Source organism: Variovorax sp. GW821-FHT10C12, from assembly GCF_059415405.1.
The window spans coordinates 48975-66550 of record NZ_JBWKNE010000002.1 but is presented as its reverse complement, the minus strand read 5'-3'; the positions used below and the strand labels follow the sequence as shown (position 1 = coordinate 66550).

Genomic DNA, 17576 nt, shown 5'->3' with positions numbered 1-17576 from the left:
AGCCCTCCCCTCGCGGGTGTTGTTTTGCGTTCACGCGCCGGCCGGTGCGTGAACGCCTTGCGCCGAAAAGGCTACTCGGCCGTGCGAAGCGCAGGCGCCGGGGCTGGCGCCGCGCGCCGCGCGTAGCGCTGCGCCAGCACTGCGCACACCATCAGCTGCATCTGGTGGAACAGCATCAGCGGCAGCACGATCGCGCCGACGGCGTGCGAGGCGAACAGCACCTTCGCCATCGGAATCCCGCTCGCCAGGCTCTTCTTGGAGCCGCAGAAGACGATGGTGATCTCGTCTTCGATGTTGAAGCCGAAGCGCCGCGCCATGAACGTCGTGAGGCCCAGTGCCAGCGCCAGCAGCACGCCGCACACCAGCAGCAGGCCCAGCAGCGCGCTCACCGGAATCTGCTTCCAGAGCCCTTCGATCACCGCCGCGCTGAACGCCGTGTAGACCACCAGCAGGATCGAGCCCTGGTCCACGAACTTCAGCACCGCGGCGCGCTTCTGGATCCACTTGCCGATCAACGGACGCGACAGGTGGCCGATGACGAACGGCACCAGCAGCTGCAGCAGGATGCGACCGATCGCATCGAGCGACGAAGACGACGCCACCGCACCGCCTTCAGGCAAGACCACCAGGCTCACCAGCACCGGCGTGATGAACACGCCCAGCAGCGTCGAGGCCGAAGCGCTGCAGATCGCAGCCGGCATGTTCCCCCGCGCCATCGCAGTGAACGCAATCGCCGACTGCACCGTGGCCGGCAGCACGCACAGGAACAGCACGCCCGTGTACAGCTGCGGCGTCACCAGCGGCCCCAGCACAGGCCGCAGCGCGAGCCCCAGCACCGGAAACAGGACGAAGGTGCAGGCGAACACCAGCAGGTGCAGCCGCCAATGTGTGATGCCCGCCAGGATCGCCTCGCGCGACAGCTTGGCGCCGTGCAGGAAGAACAGCAGCCCGATCGCGACCGTGGTCAGGCCCTCGAAGAAATGGGCCACACGGCCGCTGGCGGGCAGCAGGCTGGCCAGGGTGACGACCGCGACGAGCGTGAGCGTGAAGTTGTCAGGAAGAAAGCGTGAACGTGCCATGGCCTGCATTGGACCTTCCGGCCATTCAAAAGAGAAATGGATTTATCGGATGGATATATGATTTGAGCGCATGAACGTCACGCTGCGCCAACTCCGCGTCTTCCGCTCTGTGGCCGAGGGCCGCAACTTCAGCCGTGCCGGCGACCAGGTGGGCCTGAGCCAGCCGGCGGTGAGCCGGTCGATCTCGGAGCTCGAAGCCCAGCTCGGCCTCAAGCTGCTGGACCGCACCACGCGCGAGGTGGTGCTGACCGAAGCCGGCCACTCGTTCGCGGCGCGCCTCGACCGCGTGCTCGACGAACTCGACCAGACGCTGCAGGACGTGGCCGGCCTGGCCAGCGCGCGCGGCGGCAAGGTGCGCGTGGCCAGCAGCCCCACGCTCTCGGCCAACCTCATGCCCGACTGCATCGCGGCCTGCGCGGTGCAGGCGCCGGGCATCCAGTTTTTGCTGCTCGACCGCATCCAGCAGGACGTGCTGGACAGCGTGCGCAGCGGCGAGGTCGACTTCGGCGTGGTGATCGAGCCCTCCGAGGCCGACGACCTGCACTGCGAGTCGATCCTCAACGACCCCTTCATGGTGGTCACGTTGCCCGGCCACCGGCTGACGGAAAAGAAGGCCTCGGTGAACTGGTCGGCGCTCGACGGCCAGCCGCTGGTGCTGCTCGATCACGCCTCGGGCAGCCGGCGCCTCATCGACCAGGCGCTGGAGCGGCACGGCGCGCGCTGCGACGTGAAGCAGCAGCTGGGCCATGCGACCACCGTGTTCCGCATGGTCGAGGCCGGCATCGGCATCAGCGTGATGCCGGGGCTGTCGCTGCCGCCCGAGGGGCTGGCGCGGCTGGTGGTGCGCCCGCTGGTGCCCAACGTGCAGCGCGCGATCATGCTGATCCGGCGCCGCAACCGCGAGCTGTCGCCGCTCGCGCAGCGGGTCTGGCGCATGGTGCGCGAGACGGCGGCGCTCAGTGAGGCGCCCGCGGCCCCGCCGACGAAGGCGCGCTGAAGAAGCGCTCCTGGCGCTGGCGCACGCAGAAGTCGATCAGCTCCTCGACCTCTGTGGCCTTGTCGAACACCGCGTCGGCGCCGAGCTGCGCGCATTTGCGGCGCGTCTCGGGCGTGGCGTGGTTGCTCAGCACCACCATCTTCTGCCTCGGGTCGCGGTTGCGGCAGGCCTCGAGCACGCTGAAGCCGGTGCCGTCGCCCAAAAAGAGGTCGACGATGGCCAGGTCCCACAGCGCCGGGTTGCGCGTGAGCCAGCGCGTGCCTTCGGCCTCCGATTCGGCCTGGCCGACCGGATCGATGCGCGCCATCTCGCGCAGCGTGCCCGCCAGGCTGGCGCGCTGGGCGGGGTTGTCTTCGACGATGAAGGCGCGGACGGTGGTCATGGCGGGCTCTGCTGAGGGGACAAATGCAGGCTACAAATTGCGCCCGCCACAAGTCGAAGGTGTGACACCCCACCGCGCGTAGGACATCACCCGCCGGCCACCCGCCCGGACTCAGAGCGTGAGGATGGTGCAACCCGTGGTCTTGCGCGCCTCGAGGTCGCGGTGCGCCTGCTGCACGTCGGCCAGGGCGTAGCGCTGGTCGATCGGGATCTTCACCGCGCCGCTTTGCACCACCGCGAACAGGTCGTCGGCCATGGCCTGCGTGCGCTCGCGCGTGGCGATGTGCGTGAACAGCGTCGGGCGCGTCACGTAGAGCGAGCCCTTCGAGGCCAGCAGGCCGAGGTTGACCGGCGGCACCGGGCCCGAGCCGTTGCCGAAGATCGCCAGCAGGCCGAAGGGGCGCAGGCTGTCGACGGAGCCTTCGAAAGTGTCCTTGCCCACCGAGTCGTACACCACCTTCACGCCCTGGCCGCCGGTGATCTCCTTCACGCGCGCCGCGAAGTTCTCGGTGCTGTAGTTGATGGCGTGCGCCGCGCCGTGCGCCAGCGCGAGCTGGCACTTGGCGTCGCTGCCGGCCGTGCCGATGAGTTGCAGGCCGAGCGCCTTGGCCCATTGGCAGGCGATGAGGCCGACGCCGCCGGCCGCCGCATGGAACAGCACGAAGTCGCCGGGCTGCAGGCCTTCGGCGGGCAGCGTCTTCTTCAGCAGGTACTGCGCGGTGAGGCCCTTGAGCATCATGGCCGCGCCGGTCTCGAAGGAGATGTCGTCGGGCAGCTTGCACACGCACTTGGCCGGCATCACGCGCAGCTCGCAATACGCGCCGGGCGGCTGGCTCGCGTAGGCGGCGCGGTCGCCGGCCTTCAGGTGCGTCACGCCCTCGCCCACCGCCTCGACGATGCCCGAGGCTTCCATGCCCAGCTGCAGCGGCATCTGGAACGGGTACAGGCCGGTGCGCTGGTAGGTGTCGATGAAGTTCAGGCCCACGGCCTTGTGGCGGATGCGGGTCTCGCCGGGGCCGGGCTCGCCCACCTCGACCTCGACGACCTTCAGTTCCTCGGGACCGCCGTGGCGGTCGATACGGACGGCTTTGCTCAACATCGTTGCTGTCTCCACGCAGGGGAAAAAAGAATGGGACGGGCATCGTGCCACGTTTGACCATTTCTCGACGGGCCACGGACACTGCGCGGGCCCGGTAGAGTCGGCGGCCATGTCGTCCGCATCGCACCACCGCCTCACGCCCCTCACCGCCCTTCTGCTCACCGTGCCGCCGCTGCTGTGGGCCGGCAATGCGGTGGTCGGCCGGCTGGTGCGCGCGCTGGTGTCGCCGCTGACGCTGAACTTCGTGCGCTGGGTGATCGCGTTCGTGCTGCTGCTGCCGCTGGCGGCCTGGGTGCTGCGCCGCGACAGTCCGCTGTGGGCGCACTGGCGGCGCTACGCGCTGCTGGGCCTGCTGGGCATCGGCCTGTACAACGCCTTCCAGTACCTGGCACTGCAGACCTCCACGCCGATCAACGTCACGCTGGTGGGCTCCAGCCTGCCGCTGTGGATGCTGGCCGTGGGCACGCTGTGCTTCGGCGCGCGCGTCAGCCGGCGCGCGCTGGGCGGCGCGCTGCTGTCGATGCTGGGCGTGCTGCTGGTGCTGAGCCGCGGCGAGTGGCAGCAGCTGCTGGCGCTGCGGCTGGTGCCGGGCGACCTGTACATGATCGCGGGCACCATCGCCTGGGCCTTCTACAGCTGGCTGCTCGCGCGCACGCACGAGCCTGCCAACGTGCGCAGCGACTGGGCTGCCTTCCTGATGGCGCAATTGGTGTTCGGTGTCGCGTGGTCAGGCGCACTGGCCGCCGGCGAGTGGACGTTCACGCCCGCCCACCTCGACCTGGGCTGGCCGCTCATTGCGGCGATGCTGTTCATCGGCATCGGCCCCGCCGTGCTGGCCTACCGCTGCTGGGGCACCGGCGTGCAGCGCGCGGGGCCACAGGCGGCGAGCATCTTCATGAACCTCACGCCGCTGTTCGCGGCCGTGCTGTCGGCGGCCTTCCTCGGCGAGGCGCCGTACTGGTACCACGGCGCCGCCTTCGTGCTGATCGTGGGCGGGATCGTGGTGTCGTCGCGGCGCTGAACGCGCGCCGCTGTGTCGGTCAGTAGGTGCCCGGGTAGGCGCCGCCGTCGGCCAAGACGTTCTGGCCGGTCATGTAGCCGGCCTGCATGCTGCACAGGAACGCGCAGATCGCGCCGAACTCCGCCGGGTTGCCGAAGCGCTTGGCCGGAATGTTCTTCTTGCGCGCTTCCCACACGGTGTCGAAATCCTGGCCCGACTTCTGCGCCGCACCGGCCATCGTGCCCTTGAGGCGGTCGGTCTCGAAGGAGCCCGGCAGCAGGTTGTTGATGGTCACGCCCTGCGCCGCCACCGACGTGCGCGCCACACCGGCCACGAAGCCCGTGAGGCCGCTGCGTGCGCCGTTCGACAACCCCAGGATGTCGATCGGCGACTTCACCGAGCTCGACGTGATGTTGACGATGCGACCGAAGCCGCGCTTGGCCATGCCGTCCACCGTGGCCTTGATGAGCTCGATGGGCGTGAGCATGTTGGCGTCGACCGCCTTGATCCACGCCTCGCGGTCCCAGTTGCGGAAGTCGCCGGGCGGCGGGCCGCCGGCGTTGGTGACGACGATGTCGAAGTCGTGGCCCAGCGCGAACACGGCCGCGCGGCCGGCTTCGGTGGTGATGTCGGCCGCCACCTGCTTGACGAACGGACCCGACGGACCGGCCACCGCCACCAGCTGCTTGGCCGCAGCGTCGAGCGCCTCGGCGCCACGCGCCACGATCACCACGTTGACGCCTTCGCGCACCAGCGCCTCGGCGCAGCCGTAGCCCAACCCCTTGCTCGCGCCGCACACCAGTGCGGTCCTGCCTGCAATGCCCAGATCCATGTGTTTGCTCCAGTCGATCGATTGATCGATGCTGCAGGGGCTAACGCCCCTTGCGTGTGAAAACGAAGATGCCCGCGATGACGAGCACCGTGCCGGCCGCGATCCACGCGGTGAACGGCTCACCCAGTATGACCACCCCCATGAGGATGGTCGACAGGGGCCCGATCATGCCGGTTTGTGCCGCAATGGCGGGGCCGATGCGCTCGATGGCCATCATCACCATGAGGACAGGCACCGCGGTGCAGAGCGTGGCGTTGAGCACCGACAGCCAGATCACCTCGGGTGCCACCGCCATCGCTGCGCTCATCGGCCGCGTGAGCACGAACTGCAGGATGCACAGCACGCAGGCCACGGTGGTCGCCAGCCCCACGAGCCGCAGCGACCCGAGCCGCTTGACGAACTCGCCGCTGTACACGAGGTAGCCCGCATAGCTCACCGCACTCAGGAACACGAGGAACGCGCCCCACGCGGCCGCGCCGCCGCCCTTGCCGTCGCCGCCGGTCCACAGCTCGTGGCCGAACACCAGCAGCACGCCGGCGTAGCTCACGACCATGCCGAACACCTGCGGGCGCGTCGGGCGGCGCCGGTACAGCAGCCAGCCGAAGAACAGCACCAGCGTGGGGTTGAGGTAAAGAATCAGCCGCTCGAAGCTGGCCGAGATGTAGGCCAGCCCGGCAAAGTCGAGAAAGCTCGCGAGGTAGTAGCCCGAGAAACCGAGCCCGAGGATGCCGAGCCAGTCGCGCGTCGTGAGCGCCGGCTTGCCGCGTCCGGCCCACCACGCCATCAGCGCGAACAGCGGCAGTGCGAAGAGCATGCGCAGCATGATGAGCGTGATGGCGTCGACGCCGTAGCGGTACGCCAGCTTGACGATGATGGCCTTGCCGCTGAACGCGATGGCGCCCAGCGTGGCAAGGACGAGGCCGGTGGCGTAGCCCTTGCGGGCGACCTCGTGTCCGTGCGGGGGAATGCCGACCGATGCGGCTGTCTTGTTCATCCCCCGATCATCCCTTGATCCTCAGTAGCCTGCAGCGAGGCCGTCGCGGCGCGGGTCGCTCGCGGCCACGTAGCCTTCGACCGAGGGCTCGCCTGCGCGCCAGATGAACTGGCCGGCGCCGAAGTCCTGGTAGGAGTCGTTGATCACCTCGAGGTGGTGGCCCAGGTCGCGCAGGCCCTGCAACGTGTTGGCATTCATCGCGGCCTCGACGTTGATCTCGAGCCCCGCGTTGAAGCGCCAGCGCGGTGCGTCGCACGCGGCCTGCGGGTTCTGGCCGTAGTCGAGCATGCGCACCAGCGTCTGCATGTGGCCCTGCGGCTGCATGTTGCCGCCCATCACGCCGAAGCTCATCACCGGCTGGCCGTCCTTGGTGAGGAAGGCCGGGATGATGGTGTGGAACGGGCGCTTGCCCGGCGCCACCACGTTCGGGCTCTCGGCCTTGAGGCTGAAGCCGTGGCCGCGGTTCTGCAGGCTGATGCCAAACTCGGGCTCCACACAGCCCGAGCCGAAGCCCATGTAGTTGCTCTGGATGAAGCTCACCATCATGCCGCTCTCGTCCGCGGCCGTGAGGTAGATGGTGCCGCCCTTGACGGGGTTGCCGGCCTTGAAGTCCTGCGCCTTGTTCACGTCGATGAGGCGGGCGCGCGAGGCGAGGTAGGCGTCGTCGAGCATCTGCTCGGTCGTCACTTCCATGGTCTTGCGCTCCGACACGTAGCGGTACACGTCGGCGAAGGCCAGCTTCATGGCCTCGATCTGCAGATGCTGCGACTGCACCGAGTCGACCGGCAGCGAGGCGATGTCGAACTTCTCGAGGATGCCCAGCGCGATCAGCGCCGCGATGCCCTGACCGTTCGGCGGGATCTCGTGCAGCGTGTGGCCGCGGTAGTCGCGCGAGATGGGCTTGACCCACTCGGGCTGGTAGGCCGCCATGTCGGCCACGGTGAGCGCGCCACCCTGCTCCTTCGAGAACTTGGCGATGGCCTCGGCGATCTCGCCGTTGTAGTAGGCCTCGCCCTTGGTGCGGGCGATGGCCTTGAGCGCGCGCGCCGCTGCGGTGAAGCGGAACAGCTCGCCAACCTCGGGCGCGCGGCCCCAGGGCAGGAAGGCCTGCGCGAAGCCGGGCTGCGATTGCAGGATCGGCGTGGCCGCCGCCCACTTGCCCTGCACCACCGGCGGCACGAGGTAGCCGCGCTCGGCGATGTCGATGGCGGGCGCCATCAGGTCGGCGAACGGCAGCTTGCCGAAACGCTCGCTCATCGCGACCCAGCCGCGCACCGCGCCCGGCACCGTGACCGAGTCGATGCCACGCATCGGCGGCGTGGCGGCGTCGGCGCCGTACTTGGCCTTGAAGTAGTCGGGCGTCCAGGCCTTCGGCGCAGGGCCCGAGGCATTGAGGCCGTGCAGCTCCTTGCCGTCCCACAGGATGCAGAAGGCGTCGCTGCCCAGGCCGTTGCTCACGGGCTCGACCAGCGTCATCACCGCGGCCGTGGCAATGGCCGCATCGACCGCGTTGCCGCCCTGCTGCAGGATGCGCAGGCCCGCCTGCGCGGCCAGCGGGTGCGAGGTCGCGACCACGTTGCGTGCGAAGACCGGGAGGCGGGTCGAGAGGTAGGGGTTGGCGTAATCAAACTTCATATGGTGCTTTCAAGGGCGACATGAACCATTCAGGAACACCGCGGAACCGGCTTTGCCGGGCCGCTGGTGTTGCCCCCGGTAGGGGGTTGGCGAAGCGACACGAAGTGCGCGCAGCCTGGGGGCGAGCCTAGTTAGTCGTTCGTGATCTTGCGATCGACGACGATCTTTTTCCACTTGGCGGCGTCAACGGCCACCATCTTTGCGAACTGCTCGGGCGTGCCCGCATTCGCCGGCTCGATGCCCAGGCGGGCGAGCTTGTCCTTCAGTTCCGGATCGGCCAGCGCCTCGTTGGCGGCCTTGTTCACGCGCGCCACGATGTCGGCCGGCAGGCCCTTCGGGCCGTAGAAGCCGAACCAGGTGGTCGACTCGAAGCCGGGCAGCGTGTCGGCGATGGGCGGCAGCTCGGGGGCAAGCGGGCTGCGCTTGAGCGAGGTCACGCCCAGCGCGCGCAGGCGGCCGTCGCGCACGTGCGGCATGCCGGTGGGCAGCGAGTCGAACAGCACGTCGACCTTGCCGCTGATGAGGTCGGGCACCGCCAGCGCCGTGCCGCGGTAGGGAATGTGCGTGACGAACACGCCGGCCTGTGCCTTGAAGAGCTCGGCCGTGAGCTGCACGATGGTGCCGTTGCCGCTCGATGCGTAGTTGAGCTTGCCGGGGTTCTTCTTGGCGTTGTCGATCCATTCGCGCACCGTCTTGGCGGGCGTGTTGATCGGCACCAGCATGATGCTCGGCGCGTCGCCCACGTGGGCGATGGGCGTGAAGTCGCGCACCGTGTCGTAGGGCAGCTTCGGCGTGATGGCCGGGCCGATGGCGTGCGTGCTCGTGGTCGCGAGCAGCAGCGTGTAGCCGTCGGGCGGCGCCTTGGCGGCCTGGTCGGAACCGATCGCACCGCCGGCGCCGGGCTTGTTGTCGACCACCAGTGTGGCGCCGAGCTTCTCGCCCATCTTCTGGCCCAGCGTGCGGGCAAAGAGGTCGGTGGCGCCGGCCGCCGGGAACGGCACGATCAGGCGGATGGGCCGGTTCGGGTAGTTCTGGGCCAGTGCGGGCACCGCGGCCAGCACCAGCGCAGCCGCGGCAAGCGCGGCGCGGGTGGTTCGTTTCATGGAATTCATTGTGTCCGAGGTGGTGTGTCGGGAGCGCGCCTTGTCCGACGTGGCCGCAGGATTGGACACGCGGGGCATTGAAAAGGGAAATGGATTTATCGGATAGATATATGAATCCGACGCATCAATGTGGCCACGGCCATTGCCTCGGCCATCACACGGCGCGAGGCCCCACGCCCGACCATCAGAAATAGCGATGGGGTCGCATCAGCAAACGGTATTTCCTCCCGGGCGCCCTGCCGTCCGATAGTCGCGCCAGTCCACTCGACACAGAAGTGGCGCACAGGAGACCTCCCCTTGAACTTTCCTTCCTTCGAGGGCGCCGATGCCGGCGCCCTCTGCTTCAGCTCGCGCGTTCTTCGCGTGAAGCGGCACCCGCTCGGCCTGACCCTGCTGGCGCTGGCCGGCGCGGCCTCGGCGCAGTCCTCGGTGACGCTCTTCGGCGTCATGGATGCGGGCGTCAGCCATTTCGAGACCGTCAGCGAGTACCGCCCGGCGTTCGATCCGCGGCGCCCTGCCGCCGCCCTGCTCGCCGCGGCCGTGCCACGGGTGACGCAGCGCCAGACCACGCTGTCGCGCGGCGGCTACCGCGGCAGCAGCCTGGGTTTTCGGGGCACGGAAGACCTGGGCGGCGGCCTGGCGGCGAGCTTCTGGCTGGAGTCGAACATCGCCAACGACGACGGCAAGACAGGCCTGGCCTCGTTCGCCAAGCGTTCGACGCTGAGCCTGTCGGGCGGCTTCGGCGAGCTGCGGCTGGGCCGCGACTACACGCCGATCTTCCGCAACGACTCGCTGGCCGACCCCTTCGCCGTGCAGGGCGCGGGCCTGTCGGTGATCGCGCGCGTCAACAGCGCCTCGTCCACGCTCCTGGGCGGCGCACCGGCCGGCGTGGCGGCCGGCGACAACTACGCGCGCGCCAGCAACAGCATCGGCTACTTCCTGCCGCCGGACCTCGGCGGCTTCCACGGGCAGCTCCAGTACGCCTTGCCCGAGAACACCCGCTACAGCCCGGACGTGGCACCGACGAACGCGCGCGGGCGCTACCTGGGCGGGCGCTTCGGCTACGCCAAGGGGCCGCTCAACGTGGCGCTGGCGTTCGGTGAAGACAACAAGGACCGCCTGCCCTCGGGTTCGGCGGCCAAGCCGCCCGTCGACGCCGGCGGCGAGGACCGGCTGAAGACCGTCAGCCTCAGCGCCACCTACGACTTCGGCCCCGTCAAGCTGCTGGGCGAACTGTCGCAGCTGCGGCACCGGCGCGCGCAGGCACAGCCCTGGATGCAGGATCGCACCGACACATACAACGGCTACCTGGTGGGCGCCACGGTGCCCGTGGGCCCGGGACTCGTCCGCGCGTCGTTCGGTCGCGTCAGCTACAAGGCCGGCGCCACCGGCCTGCCGGGAGACACCGCGCAAGGTGCCAGCGCCAGCCAATGGGCGCTGGGCTATGTGCACCACCTGTCCCGCCGCACGGCGCTGTACGCCACGTTCGCGCGCGTTCGCATCCGGGACGGCCAGAACGACAAGGCGATCGGCGCCGTGACGAGTGCCAGCGACGCGCCCTATCCGGGCTACCTGGCCGCCAGCGGCTGGCGCCCGCGCAGCGCCACGGGCTACGACTTCGGCATCCGCCACATCTTCTGATCTTCGTTTTCATGCGCCCCTGCCTTCATTCCATGACGACACACACCTCCACCTTTGCCCTTCGTTCCCTGGCCGTGGCCGCCCTCCTCGCCTTCGGCGCAGGCGCACAGGCCCAGCCCGCCCCATCACCGCAGGCGTCGGCGATCCCGCCGCTCGTCGATGCGATGTACCCCCGGCTCGACGCCCTCTACAAGGACCTGCACGCCCACCCCGAACTTGCTTTCAAGGAAACGCGCACCGCCGCCCTGCTCGCCGCCGAGATGCGCGCCATCGGCTTCGAGGTGACCGAGAAGGTCGGCGGCACCGGCGTCGTGGCGCTGTACCGCAACGGCCCCGGGCCGGTCGTGATGGTGCGCACCGACATGGACGGCCTGCCGATGGAAGAGAAGACCGGCCTGCCCTACGCCAGCCAGGCCCGCACCGAGTGGGGCGGGCGCGACAGCTTCGTGGCCCACAGCTGCGGCCACGACATCCACATGGCCAGCTGGCTCGGCACCGCGCGCACGCTGGTCGCGCTCAAGGACCAATGGAAAGGCACGCTGATGTTCATCGGCCAGCCCGCCGAAGAAACCGTCTCGGGCGCCAAGGCGATGCTCGCGGACGGCCTGTTCACGCGCTTTCCCAAGCCTGACGCCGCGTTCGCGCTGCACACGGCGCCCACGCCCCACGGCGCCATCGGCTATGGCGTCGGCATCAGCAGTTCCAACTCCGACGCGCTGGAAATCGTCTTCAAGGGACGCGGCGGCCACGGCTCGCGGCCGCACACCACCATCGACCCGATCGTGATCGCCGCGCGCTTCGTGACCGATGTGCAGGCCGTGGTGAGCCGCGAGAAAGACCCGGCCGAATTCGGTGTCGTGACCATCGGCGCCATCCAGGGCGGCACCGCCGGCAACATCATTCCCGACACGGTCACGCTGCGCGGCACCATCCGCTCGTACAAGGCGGAAGTGCGCGACAAGCTGCTGGCCGGCGTGCGCCGCATGGCCATGGCCGCCGCCGCGACGGGCGGCGCGCCCGAACCCGTGGTCAAGCTGGTGCCGGGCGGAGAAGCGCTGGTCAACGACGAAGCGGTCGTGACCCGCGCAGCCACCGCGCTCCAGCAGGCGCTGGGCGCGGCGCAGGTCATCCAATCCACGGTGCCGTCGACGGGCAGCGAAGACTTCTCTGCCTTCATCAACGCCGGCGTGCCGTCGATGTACTTCACGGTCGGCGTGCTCGATGCGCGGGACATCGCGGCCTCCGCCCAGCCCGGCGGCAAGCCGCTGGCCCGCAACCATTCGCCCTTCTTCGCGCCGGTGCCCGAGCCGTCGATCAAGACCGGCGTGCACGCGATGACCGTGGCGGTGCTCAGCGCGCTGGGCAGATAGGGACGACGGCATCCCCCAAAGAAAAACGGCGCCCGAGGGCGCCGTTTGTGCGTTCAGAGAAAGCCCGTCGATCAGTCTTCGACGAAGGCCTCTTCGCGCTTCGATTTCACTGCGGGCAGCAGCACGATGATGAGCAGCAGGGCCGCGGCCGCCAGCAGGCTGGCCGAGATCGGACGCGTCACGAACACGCTCCAGTCGCCACGCGACAGCAGCAGCGAACGGCGCAGGTTCTCTTCCATCATCGGGCCCAGGATGAAGCCCAGCAGCAGCGGCGCAGGTTCGCAACCCAGCTTGAAGAAGGTGTAGCCCACCAGACCGAAGATGCCCACCATCCAGATGTCGAAGGTGTTGTTGTTGGTCGAGTACACGCCGATCGCGCAGAACAGCACGATCGCCGGGAACAGGAACTTGTACGGCACCGACAGCAGCTTGATCCACATGCCGATCAGCGGCAGGTTCAGGATGATCAGCATCGCGTTGCCCAGCCACATCGAGGCAATGAGGCCCCAGAACAGCTCGGGGTTGCTGGTCATCACCTGCGGGCCCGGCTGGATATTGTGGATGGTCATCGCGCCCACCATCAGCGCCATCACGGCGTTAGGCGGAATGCCCAGCGTCAAGAGCGGAATGAAGGAGGTCTGCGCGCCGGCGTTGTTGGCCGACTCGGGAGCCGCCACGCCGCGGATGTTGCCCTTGCCGAAGGGCACTTCGCCCGGCTTCAGCTTGGTCTTCTTCTCGATCGTGTAGGCCGCGAAAGCCGCCAGCAGCGCACCGCCGCCGGGCAGGATGCCCAGGGCCGAACCCAGCGCCGTGCCGCGCAGCACGGCAGGCACCATGCGCTTGAAGTCTTCCTTGGTCGGGAACAGGCCCGAGACCTTGGCGGTGAACACTTCGCGCTCGTCATCCGGACGCGAGAGGTTGGCAATGATTTCGCCGTAGCCGAACACGCCCATGGCGATGGCCACGAAGCCGATGCCGTCGGTGAGTTCAGGGATGTCGAAGCTGTAGCGTGCGACACCCGAGTTCACGTCGGTACCGACCAGGCCCATCAGCAGGCCCAGCACGATCATCGCGATCGCCTTGAGCAGCGAACCCGAGGCCAGCACCACGGCGCCGATCAGGCCCAGGATCATCAGCGAGAAGTATTCGGCCGGGCCGAACTTGAAGGCCAGCTCGGTCAGCGGCGGTGCGAAGGCGGCAAGAATCAGCGTGCCGACGCAGCCTGCGAAGAACGAGCCCAGGCCGGCCGCGGCGAGCGCCGGACCTGCACGGCCCTTGCGCGCCATCTGGTAGCCGTCGATCACGGTCACCACCGACGACGATTCGCCCGGCAGGTTCACCAGAATCGCGGTGGTCGAGCCACCGTATTGCGCGCCGTAATAAATACCGGCCAGCATGATCAGCGCCGACACAGGCGGCAGCGCGTACGTGGCGGGCAGCAGCATCGCGATGGTAGCGACCGGGCCGATGCCCGGGAGCACGCCGATCAGCGTGCCCAGAATGCAGCCGACCAGGCAGTACAGCAGGTTCGTGAAGGTAAAGGCAACGCCAAAACCCATCGAGAGGTGTTCAAACAGTTCCATGGTGTGAGCAGCTTTCTTCTCAACCGGTGATGAAGGTCGGCCAGACCTGGATCTGCAGCTTGAGCGCCCAGATGAATGCGACGTAGCTGCCGATGGCCAGGATGGTGGCCAGGATCAGCACGGTCGGCAGCTTGAACTCATGGCCCGCAAGGCTGGCGATGATCACGAGCGCGTAGATCGCGATGATCATGCCCATGGCCGGCACGCCGATGCTCGGCAGGCCGCCGAGCAGCACGCCGAAGGCGAGGTTGGCGCCCAGGATGAACACCACTTGCTTCCAGGCCCACTTGCCGATCTTTTCGCCGTCGGTCGTTTCAACGGTGAGCCCGCTGAACATGATGCCCAGGCCGATCAGCGACATCAGGATGCCCAGCATCAGCGGGAAGTAACCCGGCCCCATGCGGGCGCCGCTGCCCACGCTGTAGGTGGTGGCGCCCCATGCGAACGCCACGCCCACGACGGTGAACATCAGTCCCGAGAAAAAGTCTTTCTGACTTTTGATTTTCACGAACAGTCTCCTCGAACAATTTCGATGCGGGATTGTCGAGTCAGCCTCCGGTCAGGCTGATGTGGATTCCACTAACCGAAGGACTAGGGATAACCCGAAATGACTCATGGGATCCCTTCAAGAAACACCGCGGAACCGGCTTTGCCGGGCCGCTGGTGTTGCCCCCGGCGAGGGGGTTGGCGTAGCGACACGAAGTGCGCGAAGCCTGGGGGAGGACCTATTCCAGCGGAGGCGTTGCGCTGAGCACTTCCTCGATGGTCGTCACACCCTCGGCCACGCGCAGCGCGCCCGCGAGGCGCAGTGGCCGCATGCCGTCGATCACGGCCTGGCGCCGCAGGCCCGTGAGGTTGGGTTCCTTGGTGACCTGGTCCTTGAACGGCTCGGTCACGCTCAGCAGTTCGTACAAACCCATGCGACCCATGTAGCCGGTCATGCGGCAGTCGACGCACCCCACCGGCTTGTAGGCGCGCACCGGGCCGGTGATCTGCCACGGCTTGACGATGGCCTCGAGGCTCTCGCGCGTGACCGCGTCGTCGGGCTGCTTGCAATGCGGACACAGCGTGCGCACCAAACGCTGCGCGAGCACGCCCAGCATCACGGCGGTGATGAGGTACGAGGGCACGCCCAACTCCATCATCCGCGTGATGGCGCTGGGTGCGTCGTTGGTGTGCAGCGTGCTGAACACGAGGTGGCCGGTGAGCGCGGCCTGCACCGCCATCTCGGCGGTGGCGAGGTCGCGGATTTCGCCGACCATGATGATGTCCGGGTCCTGCCGCATCAGCGCGCGCAGGCCTTCGGTGAAACCGAAGTCGAGCTGCGGCTGCACCTGCGTCTGGTTGAACGAGGGCTCGATCATTTCGATCGGGTCTTCGACCGTGCTCACGTTGACCTCCTCGGTCGCCACGCGCTTGAGCGTGGAGTACAGCGTGGTGGTCTTGCCCGAGCCCGTGGGCCCGGTCACCAGGATGATGCCGTTGGGGCGCGTGACCAGCTGTTCCCAGCGCTGCGCGTCGTGCTGCGCGAAGCCGAGCGCGTCGAGGTCTTTCACCGCGGTGTCGGGGTCGAAGATCCGCATCACCATCTTCTCGCCGAAGGCGGTCGGCAAGGTCGACAAACGCATTTCGACTTCGTCGCCGCGCATGTTGCGGGTCTTGATGCGGCCGTCGAGCGGGCGGCGTTTTTCGACCACGTCCATGCGGCCGAGCAGCTTGATGCGCGCGACCATCGCATTCATCACGCCCATGGGCATCTGGTAGGCCGGGTGCAGGATGCCGTCGATGCGGAAACGGATCACGCCCTGCTCGCGGCGCGGCTCCAGGTGGATGTCGCTGGCGCGCTGGTCGAAGGCGTACTGCCACAGCCAGTCGACCACCTGCACCACGCTCTGGTCATTCGCGTCGAGCTGCTTGGTGCTCTTGCCCAGTTCGACCAGCTGCTCGAAGCTCGCGCCGCCGGTGTTGCCGCCGGCCTTCTGCGCGGCGCGCACCGACTTGGCGAGCGCAAAGAACTCGGCCGTGTAGCGCTGGATGTCCGACGGGTTGGCCACCACGCGACGCACGGTGCGCTTGGACTGGCGCTCGACCTCGGCGATCCAGTCGGTGAGAAACGGTTCGGCCGTGGCCACCACCACCTCGTTCGGCAGCACCTGCACCGGCAGCACCTTGTGGCGCTCGGCGTAGCCGGCACTCATGGTGTCGGCCACCTTGCCCACATCGACCTTGAGCGGATCGATGCGCAGATAAGCCAGGCCGGCGCGGCCGGCGAGCCACTGCGTGAGCGCTTCAAGGTCGAGCGGCTTGCCGTCGGCCTCGCGCGTCATGGCGACATTGGCCAGGCGCACCAGCGGCGCCTGCCGGCTCTCGGCCTGGGCGCAGCGCGCGATGGTGCGCTTGGCCTCCATCGGCGAGATCACGCCGTCGGTGGCGAGCCATTCGATCAGGCGACGCAGGTCGAGCGGACCTTCGTGGCGGACAGCAGCAGCGGAGGCGGCGGGTACAGCGCTCATGAACCGGGAATCAGGTGGTGAGGGAAAGCGTCATCGGCTTGAAGACCCGCAGCCATTTCGGCGCGGGCAGGCCCCAGCGAGTCTGGATGGTTTGGGCGCGCTCGGCAAGCACCTCGCGCTTCGGGCGCGACGGCGTGCGCTGGGCCAGCACCACCGTGTTGCCTTCGCGCGTCGGCTTGAAGGCCCAGACCGCGTCGGCACCGAAGGCGGCGGCGATTTTCTCGAGGCTGCGCTCGTAGCTCGACGAGCGGCCGAACAGGTTGACCGTCATGCAGCCGTCTTCGGTGAGCAGCGCGCGGCAGTCGGCATAGAAGTCTTCGCTGTCGAGCACCGGTGCGGCCGCCTCGTGGTCGTACAGGTCGACCTGCAACGCGTCGACCGTGCCCTGCCATTCGGGCTTTCGGATTTCCTCGGCCGCATCAGCGATCACCACGCGCAGCTTCAGGTCGTCGGCCGGCAGCTTGAACCAGCCGCGGCAGGCCGACACCACCTGCGGGTTCAGCTCGATCGCGGTGGTGCGCATGCGCAGCGTCTTGCGGCTGAACTTGGTGAGCGTGGCCGCGCCCAGGCCCAGCTGCATCGCGTGGCGGTTGCCCACGCCCTTGCTGTCGACGAACAGCAGCCAGGCCATCATGCGCTGCACGTACTCGAGCTCGATCTCGAAGGGCGCGTCCAGCTTCATCGAGCCCTGGACCCATTCGGTGCCCAGGTGCAGGTAGCGGATGTCGCCCCAGTCGGAGAAATTGACTTCGGGGAGGACGAGGGTTTTCTTGTTTGCGGAGGAAGCCATCAGAGAAGGTGGTGGGCAACGAAGACCTCGCGCCAGGCCGCGAGCTTGCGCTCGAAGGACCACGACGCGTTGGCGGGACTGGTGGATGGCAGCGAATACACCGGCACGCCGAGGGTGCGCGTGTGGCGTGCGTGCTTGAAGCTCTCGCCGCCGTTGTGCGCAATGGCGGCGAGCTTCGGCAATTGCAGGCCGGCGATGTCGTTCGCCACCGGCGCGCGGATGGCCGAGTCGAGGCTGCCCTCGCGCTCGCAGGATGCGTACACGTCCCACACGCCCAGGCCGCGGTCGAGCAGCCAGCGGCAGCGCTGCGCGTAGCTGTCTACGCCCGACGGCAAGGGGACTTCGGGCCAGACGGCTTGCAAGATCTTCCAGAACTGGTTTTGGGGGTGTGCATAGTACTGCTGCCGCTCGAGCGACCTGACTCCGGGGAAGCTGCCGAGGACGAGCACGACGGTCTGTGGCGAGACGATGGGCGGCAGGCCGGTGAGCAGGGCGGCGGCGGTGGCGGCATCGGGTGCGGCGGAAGGCTTCATGGGCGGTATCGTGCCACCGCCGCCGC

Annotated in this window: 16 protein-coding genes; 4 read left to right on the top strand and 12 right to left on the bottom strand. The window is 68.2% G+C overall.

Annotated features, from left to right (window positions below; translation table 11 throughout):
• Positions 1-71: 71 nt before the first annotated feature.
• Positions 72-1079, bottom strand: coding sequence for a bile acid:sodium symporter family protein (locus tag AC07OH_RS13505; RefSeq protein ID WP_495301025.1), 1008 nt, complete (start codon positions 1077-1079; stop codon positions 72-74).
• A gap of 70 nt (positions 1080-1149) precedes the next feature.
• Between AC07OH_RS13505 and AC07OH_RS13500 the strand changes: the two genes are divergently transcribed.
• Positions 1150-2076 carry a LysR family transcriptional regulator gene (locus AC07OH_RS13500; protein ID WP_062479435.1) on the top strand — a complete coding sequence of 309 codons (927 nt, stop codon included), beginning with the start codon at positions 1150-1152 and terminating at the stop codon, positions 2074-2076.
• Here AC07OH_RS13500 and AC07OH_RS13495 read toward each other — a convergent pair.
• Together AC07OH_RS13495 and AC07OH_RS13490 are read right to left on the bottom strand one after the other, a co-directional pair.
• A complete protein-coding gene (locus tag AC07OH_RS13495) occupies positions 2036-2458 on the bottom strand; it encodes a response regulator (RefSeq protein WP_095743895.1) in 423 nt (140 codons plus the stop codon). The genes AC07OH_RS13500 and AC07OH_RS13495 overlap by 41 nt on opposite strands.
• 111 nt (positions 2459-2569) lie before the next feature.
• Positions 2570-3556, bottom strand: a complete 987-nt coding sequence (locus tag AC07OH_RS13490; RefSeq protein WP_495301024.1) for a quinone oxidoreductase family protein — start codon at positions 3554-3556, stop codon at positions 2570-2572.
• 109 nt (positions 3557-3665) lie between these two features.
• On the opposite strand from AC07OH_RS13490, the gene AC07OH_RS13485 reads away from it, so the two are divergent.
• Positions 3666-4577 carry a DMT family transporter gene (locus AC07OH_RS13485; RefSeq protein WP_495301023.1) on the top strand — a complete coding sequence of 304 codons (912 nt, stop codon included), beginning with the start codon at positions 3666-3668 and terminating at the stop codon, positions 4575-4577.
• 19 nt (positions 4578-4596) lie between these two features.
• Here the strand turns inward: AC07OH_RS13485 and AC07OH_RS13480 are convergent, their stop codons facing one another.
• The 4 genes from AC07OH_RS13480 to AC07OH_RS13465 form a co-directional block, all read right to left on the bottom strand.
• Complete coding sequence (locus AC07OH_RS13480; protein WP_159278207.1) at positions 4597-5388, bottom strand: SDR family oxidoreductase; 792 nt, start codon at positions 5386-5388, stop codon at positions 4597-4599.
• Positions 5389-5428: 40 nt separating this feature from the next.
• On the bottom strand, positions 5429-6382 hold the full coding sequence (locus tag AC07OH_RS13475) for a DMT family transporter (RefSeq protein WP_495301022.1): 954 nt from the start codon (positions 6380-6382) through the stop codon (positions 5429-5431).
• A gap of 21 nt (positions 6383-6403) precedes the next feature.
• Positions 6404-8017, bottom strand: a complete 1614-nt coding sequence (locus tag AC07OH_RS13470; RefSeq protein ID WP_495301021.1) for a gamma-glutamyltransferase family protein — start codon at positions 8015-8017, stop codon at positions 6404-6406.
• A gap of 131 nt (positions 8018-8148) precedes the next feature.
• Positions 8149-9120, bottom strand: coding sequence for a Bug family tripartite tricarboxylate transporter substrate binding protein (locus AC07OH_RS13465; RefSeq protein ID WP_495301020.1), 972 nt, complete (start codon positions 9118-9120; stop codon positions 8149-8151).
• Positions 9121-9483: 363 nt separating this feature from the next.
• On the opposite strand from AC07OH_RS13465, the gene AC07OH_RS13460 reads away from it, so the two are divergent.
• On the top strand, positions 9484-10761 hold the full coding sequence (locus AC07OH_RS13460; RefSeq protein ID WP_495301412.1) for a porin: 1278 nt from the start codon (positions 9484-9486) through the stop codon (positions 10759-10761).
• Between the two features lie 32 nt (positions 10762-10793).
• A complete protein-coding gene (locus AC07OH_RS13455; RefSeq protein WP_495301019.1) occupies positions 10794-12131 on the top strand; it encodes an amidohydrolase in 1338 nt (445 codons plus the stop codon).
• 71 nt (positions 12132-12202) lie between these two features.
• Here AC07OH_RS13455 and AC07OH_RS13450 read toward each other — a convergent pair whose 3' ends face one another.
• The 5 genes from AC07OH_RS13450 to AC07OH_RS13430 form a co-directional block, all read right to left on the bottom strand.
• The gene (locus AC07OH_RS13450) at positions 12203-13714 is read right to left on the bottom strand and encodes a tripartite tricarboxylate transporter permease (RefSeq protein WP_390346221.1); all 1512 of its coding nucleotides are present in this window, start codon (positions 13712-13714) and stop codon (positions 12203-12205) included.
• A 19-nt stretch (positions 13715-13733) separates the two neighbouring features.
• Entirely contained in the window at positions 13734-14222 is a 489-nt protein-coding gene (locus tag AC07OH_RS13445) for a tripartite tricarboxylate transporter TctB family protein (RefSeq protein WP_495301018.1), read from the bottom strand.
• A 217-nt stretch (positions 14223-14439) separates the two neighbouring features.
• Complete coding sequence (tfpB, locus tag AC07OH_RS13440; RefSeq protein WP_495301017.1) at positions 14440-16227, bottom strand: type IV pilus assembly ATPase TfpB; 1788 nt, start codon at positions 16225-16227, stop codon at positions 14440-14442.
• Between the two features lie 10 nt (positions 16228-16237).
• Positions 16238-17017: a class I SAM-dependent methyltransferase gene (locus AC07OH_RS13435; RefSeq protein WP_495301016.1), complete on the bottom strand. Its 780-nt coding sequence runs from the start codon at positions 17015-17017 to the stop codon at positions 16238-16240.
• A complete protein-coding gene (locus AC07OH_RS13430) occupies positions 17017-17550 on the bottom strand; it encodes a DNA-deoxyinosine glycosylase (protein ID WP_492677233.1) in 534 nt (177 codons plus the stop codon). The genes AC07OH_RS13435 and AC07OH_RS13430 overlap by 1 nt, the downstream gene beginning before the upstream one ends.
• Positions 17551-17576 lie beyond the last annotated feature (26 nt).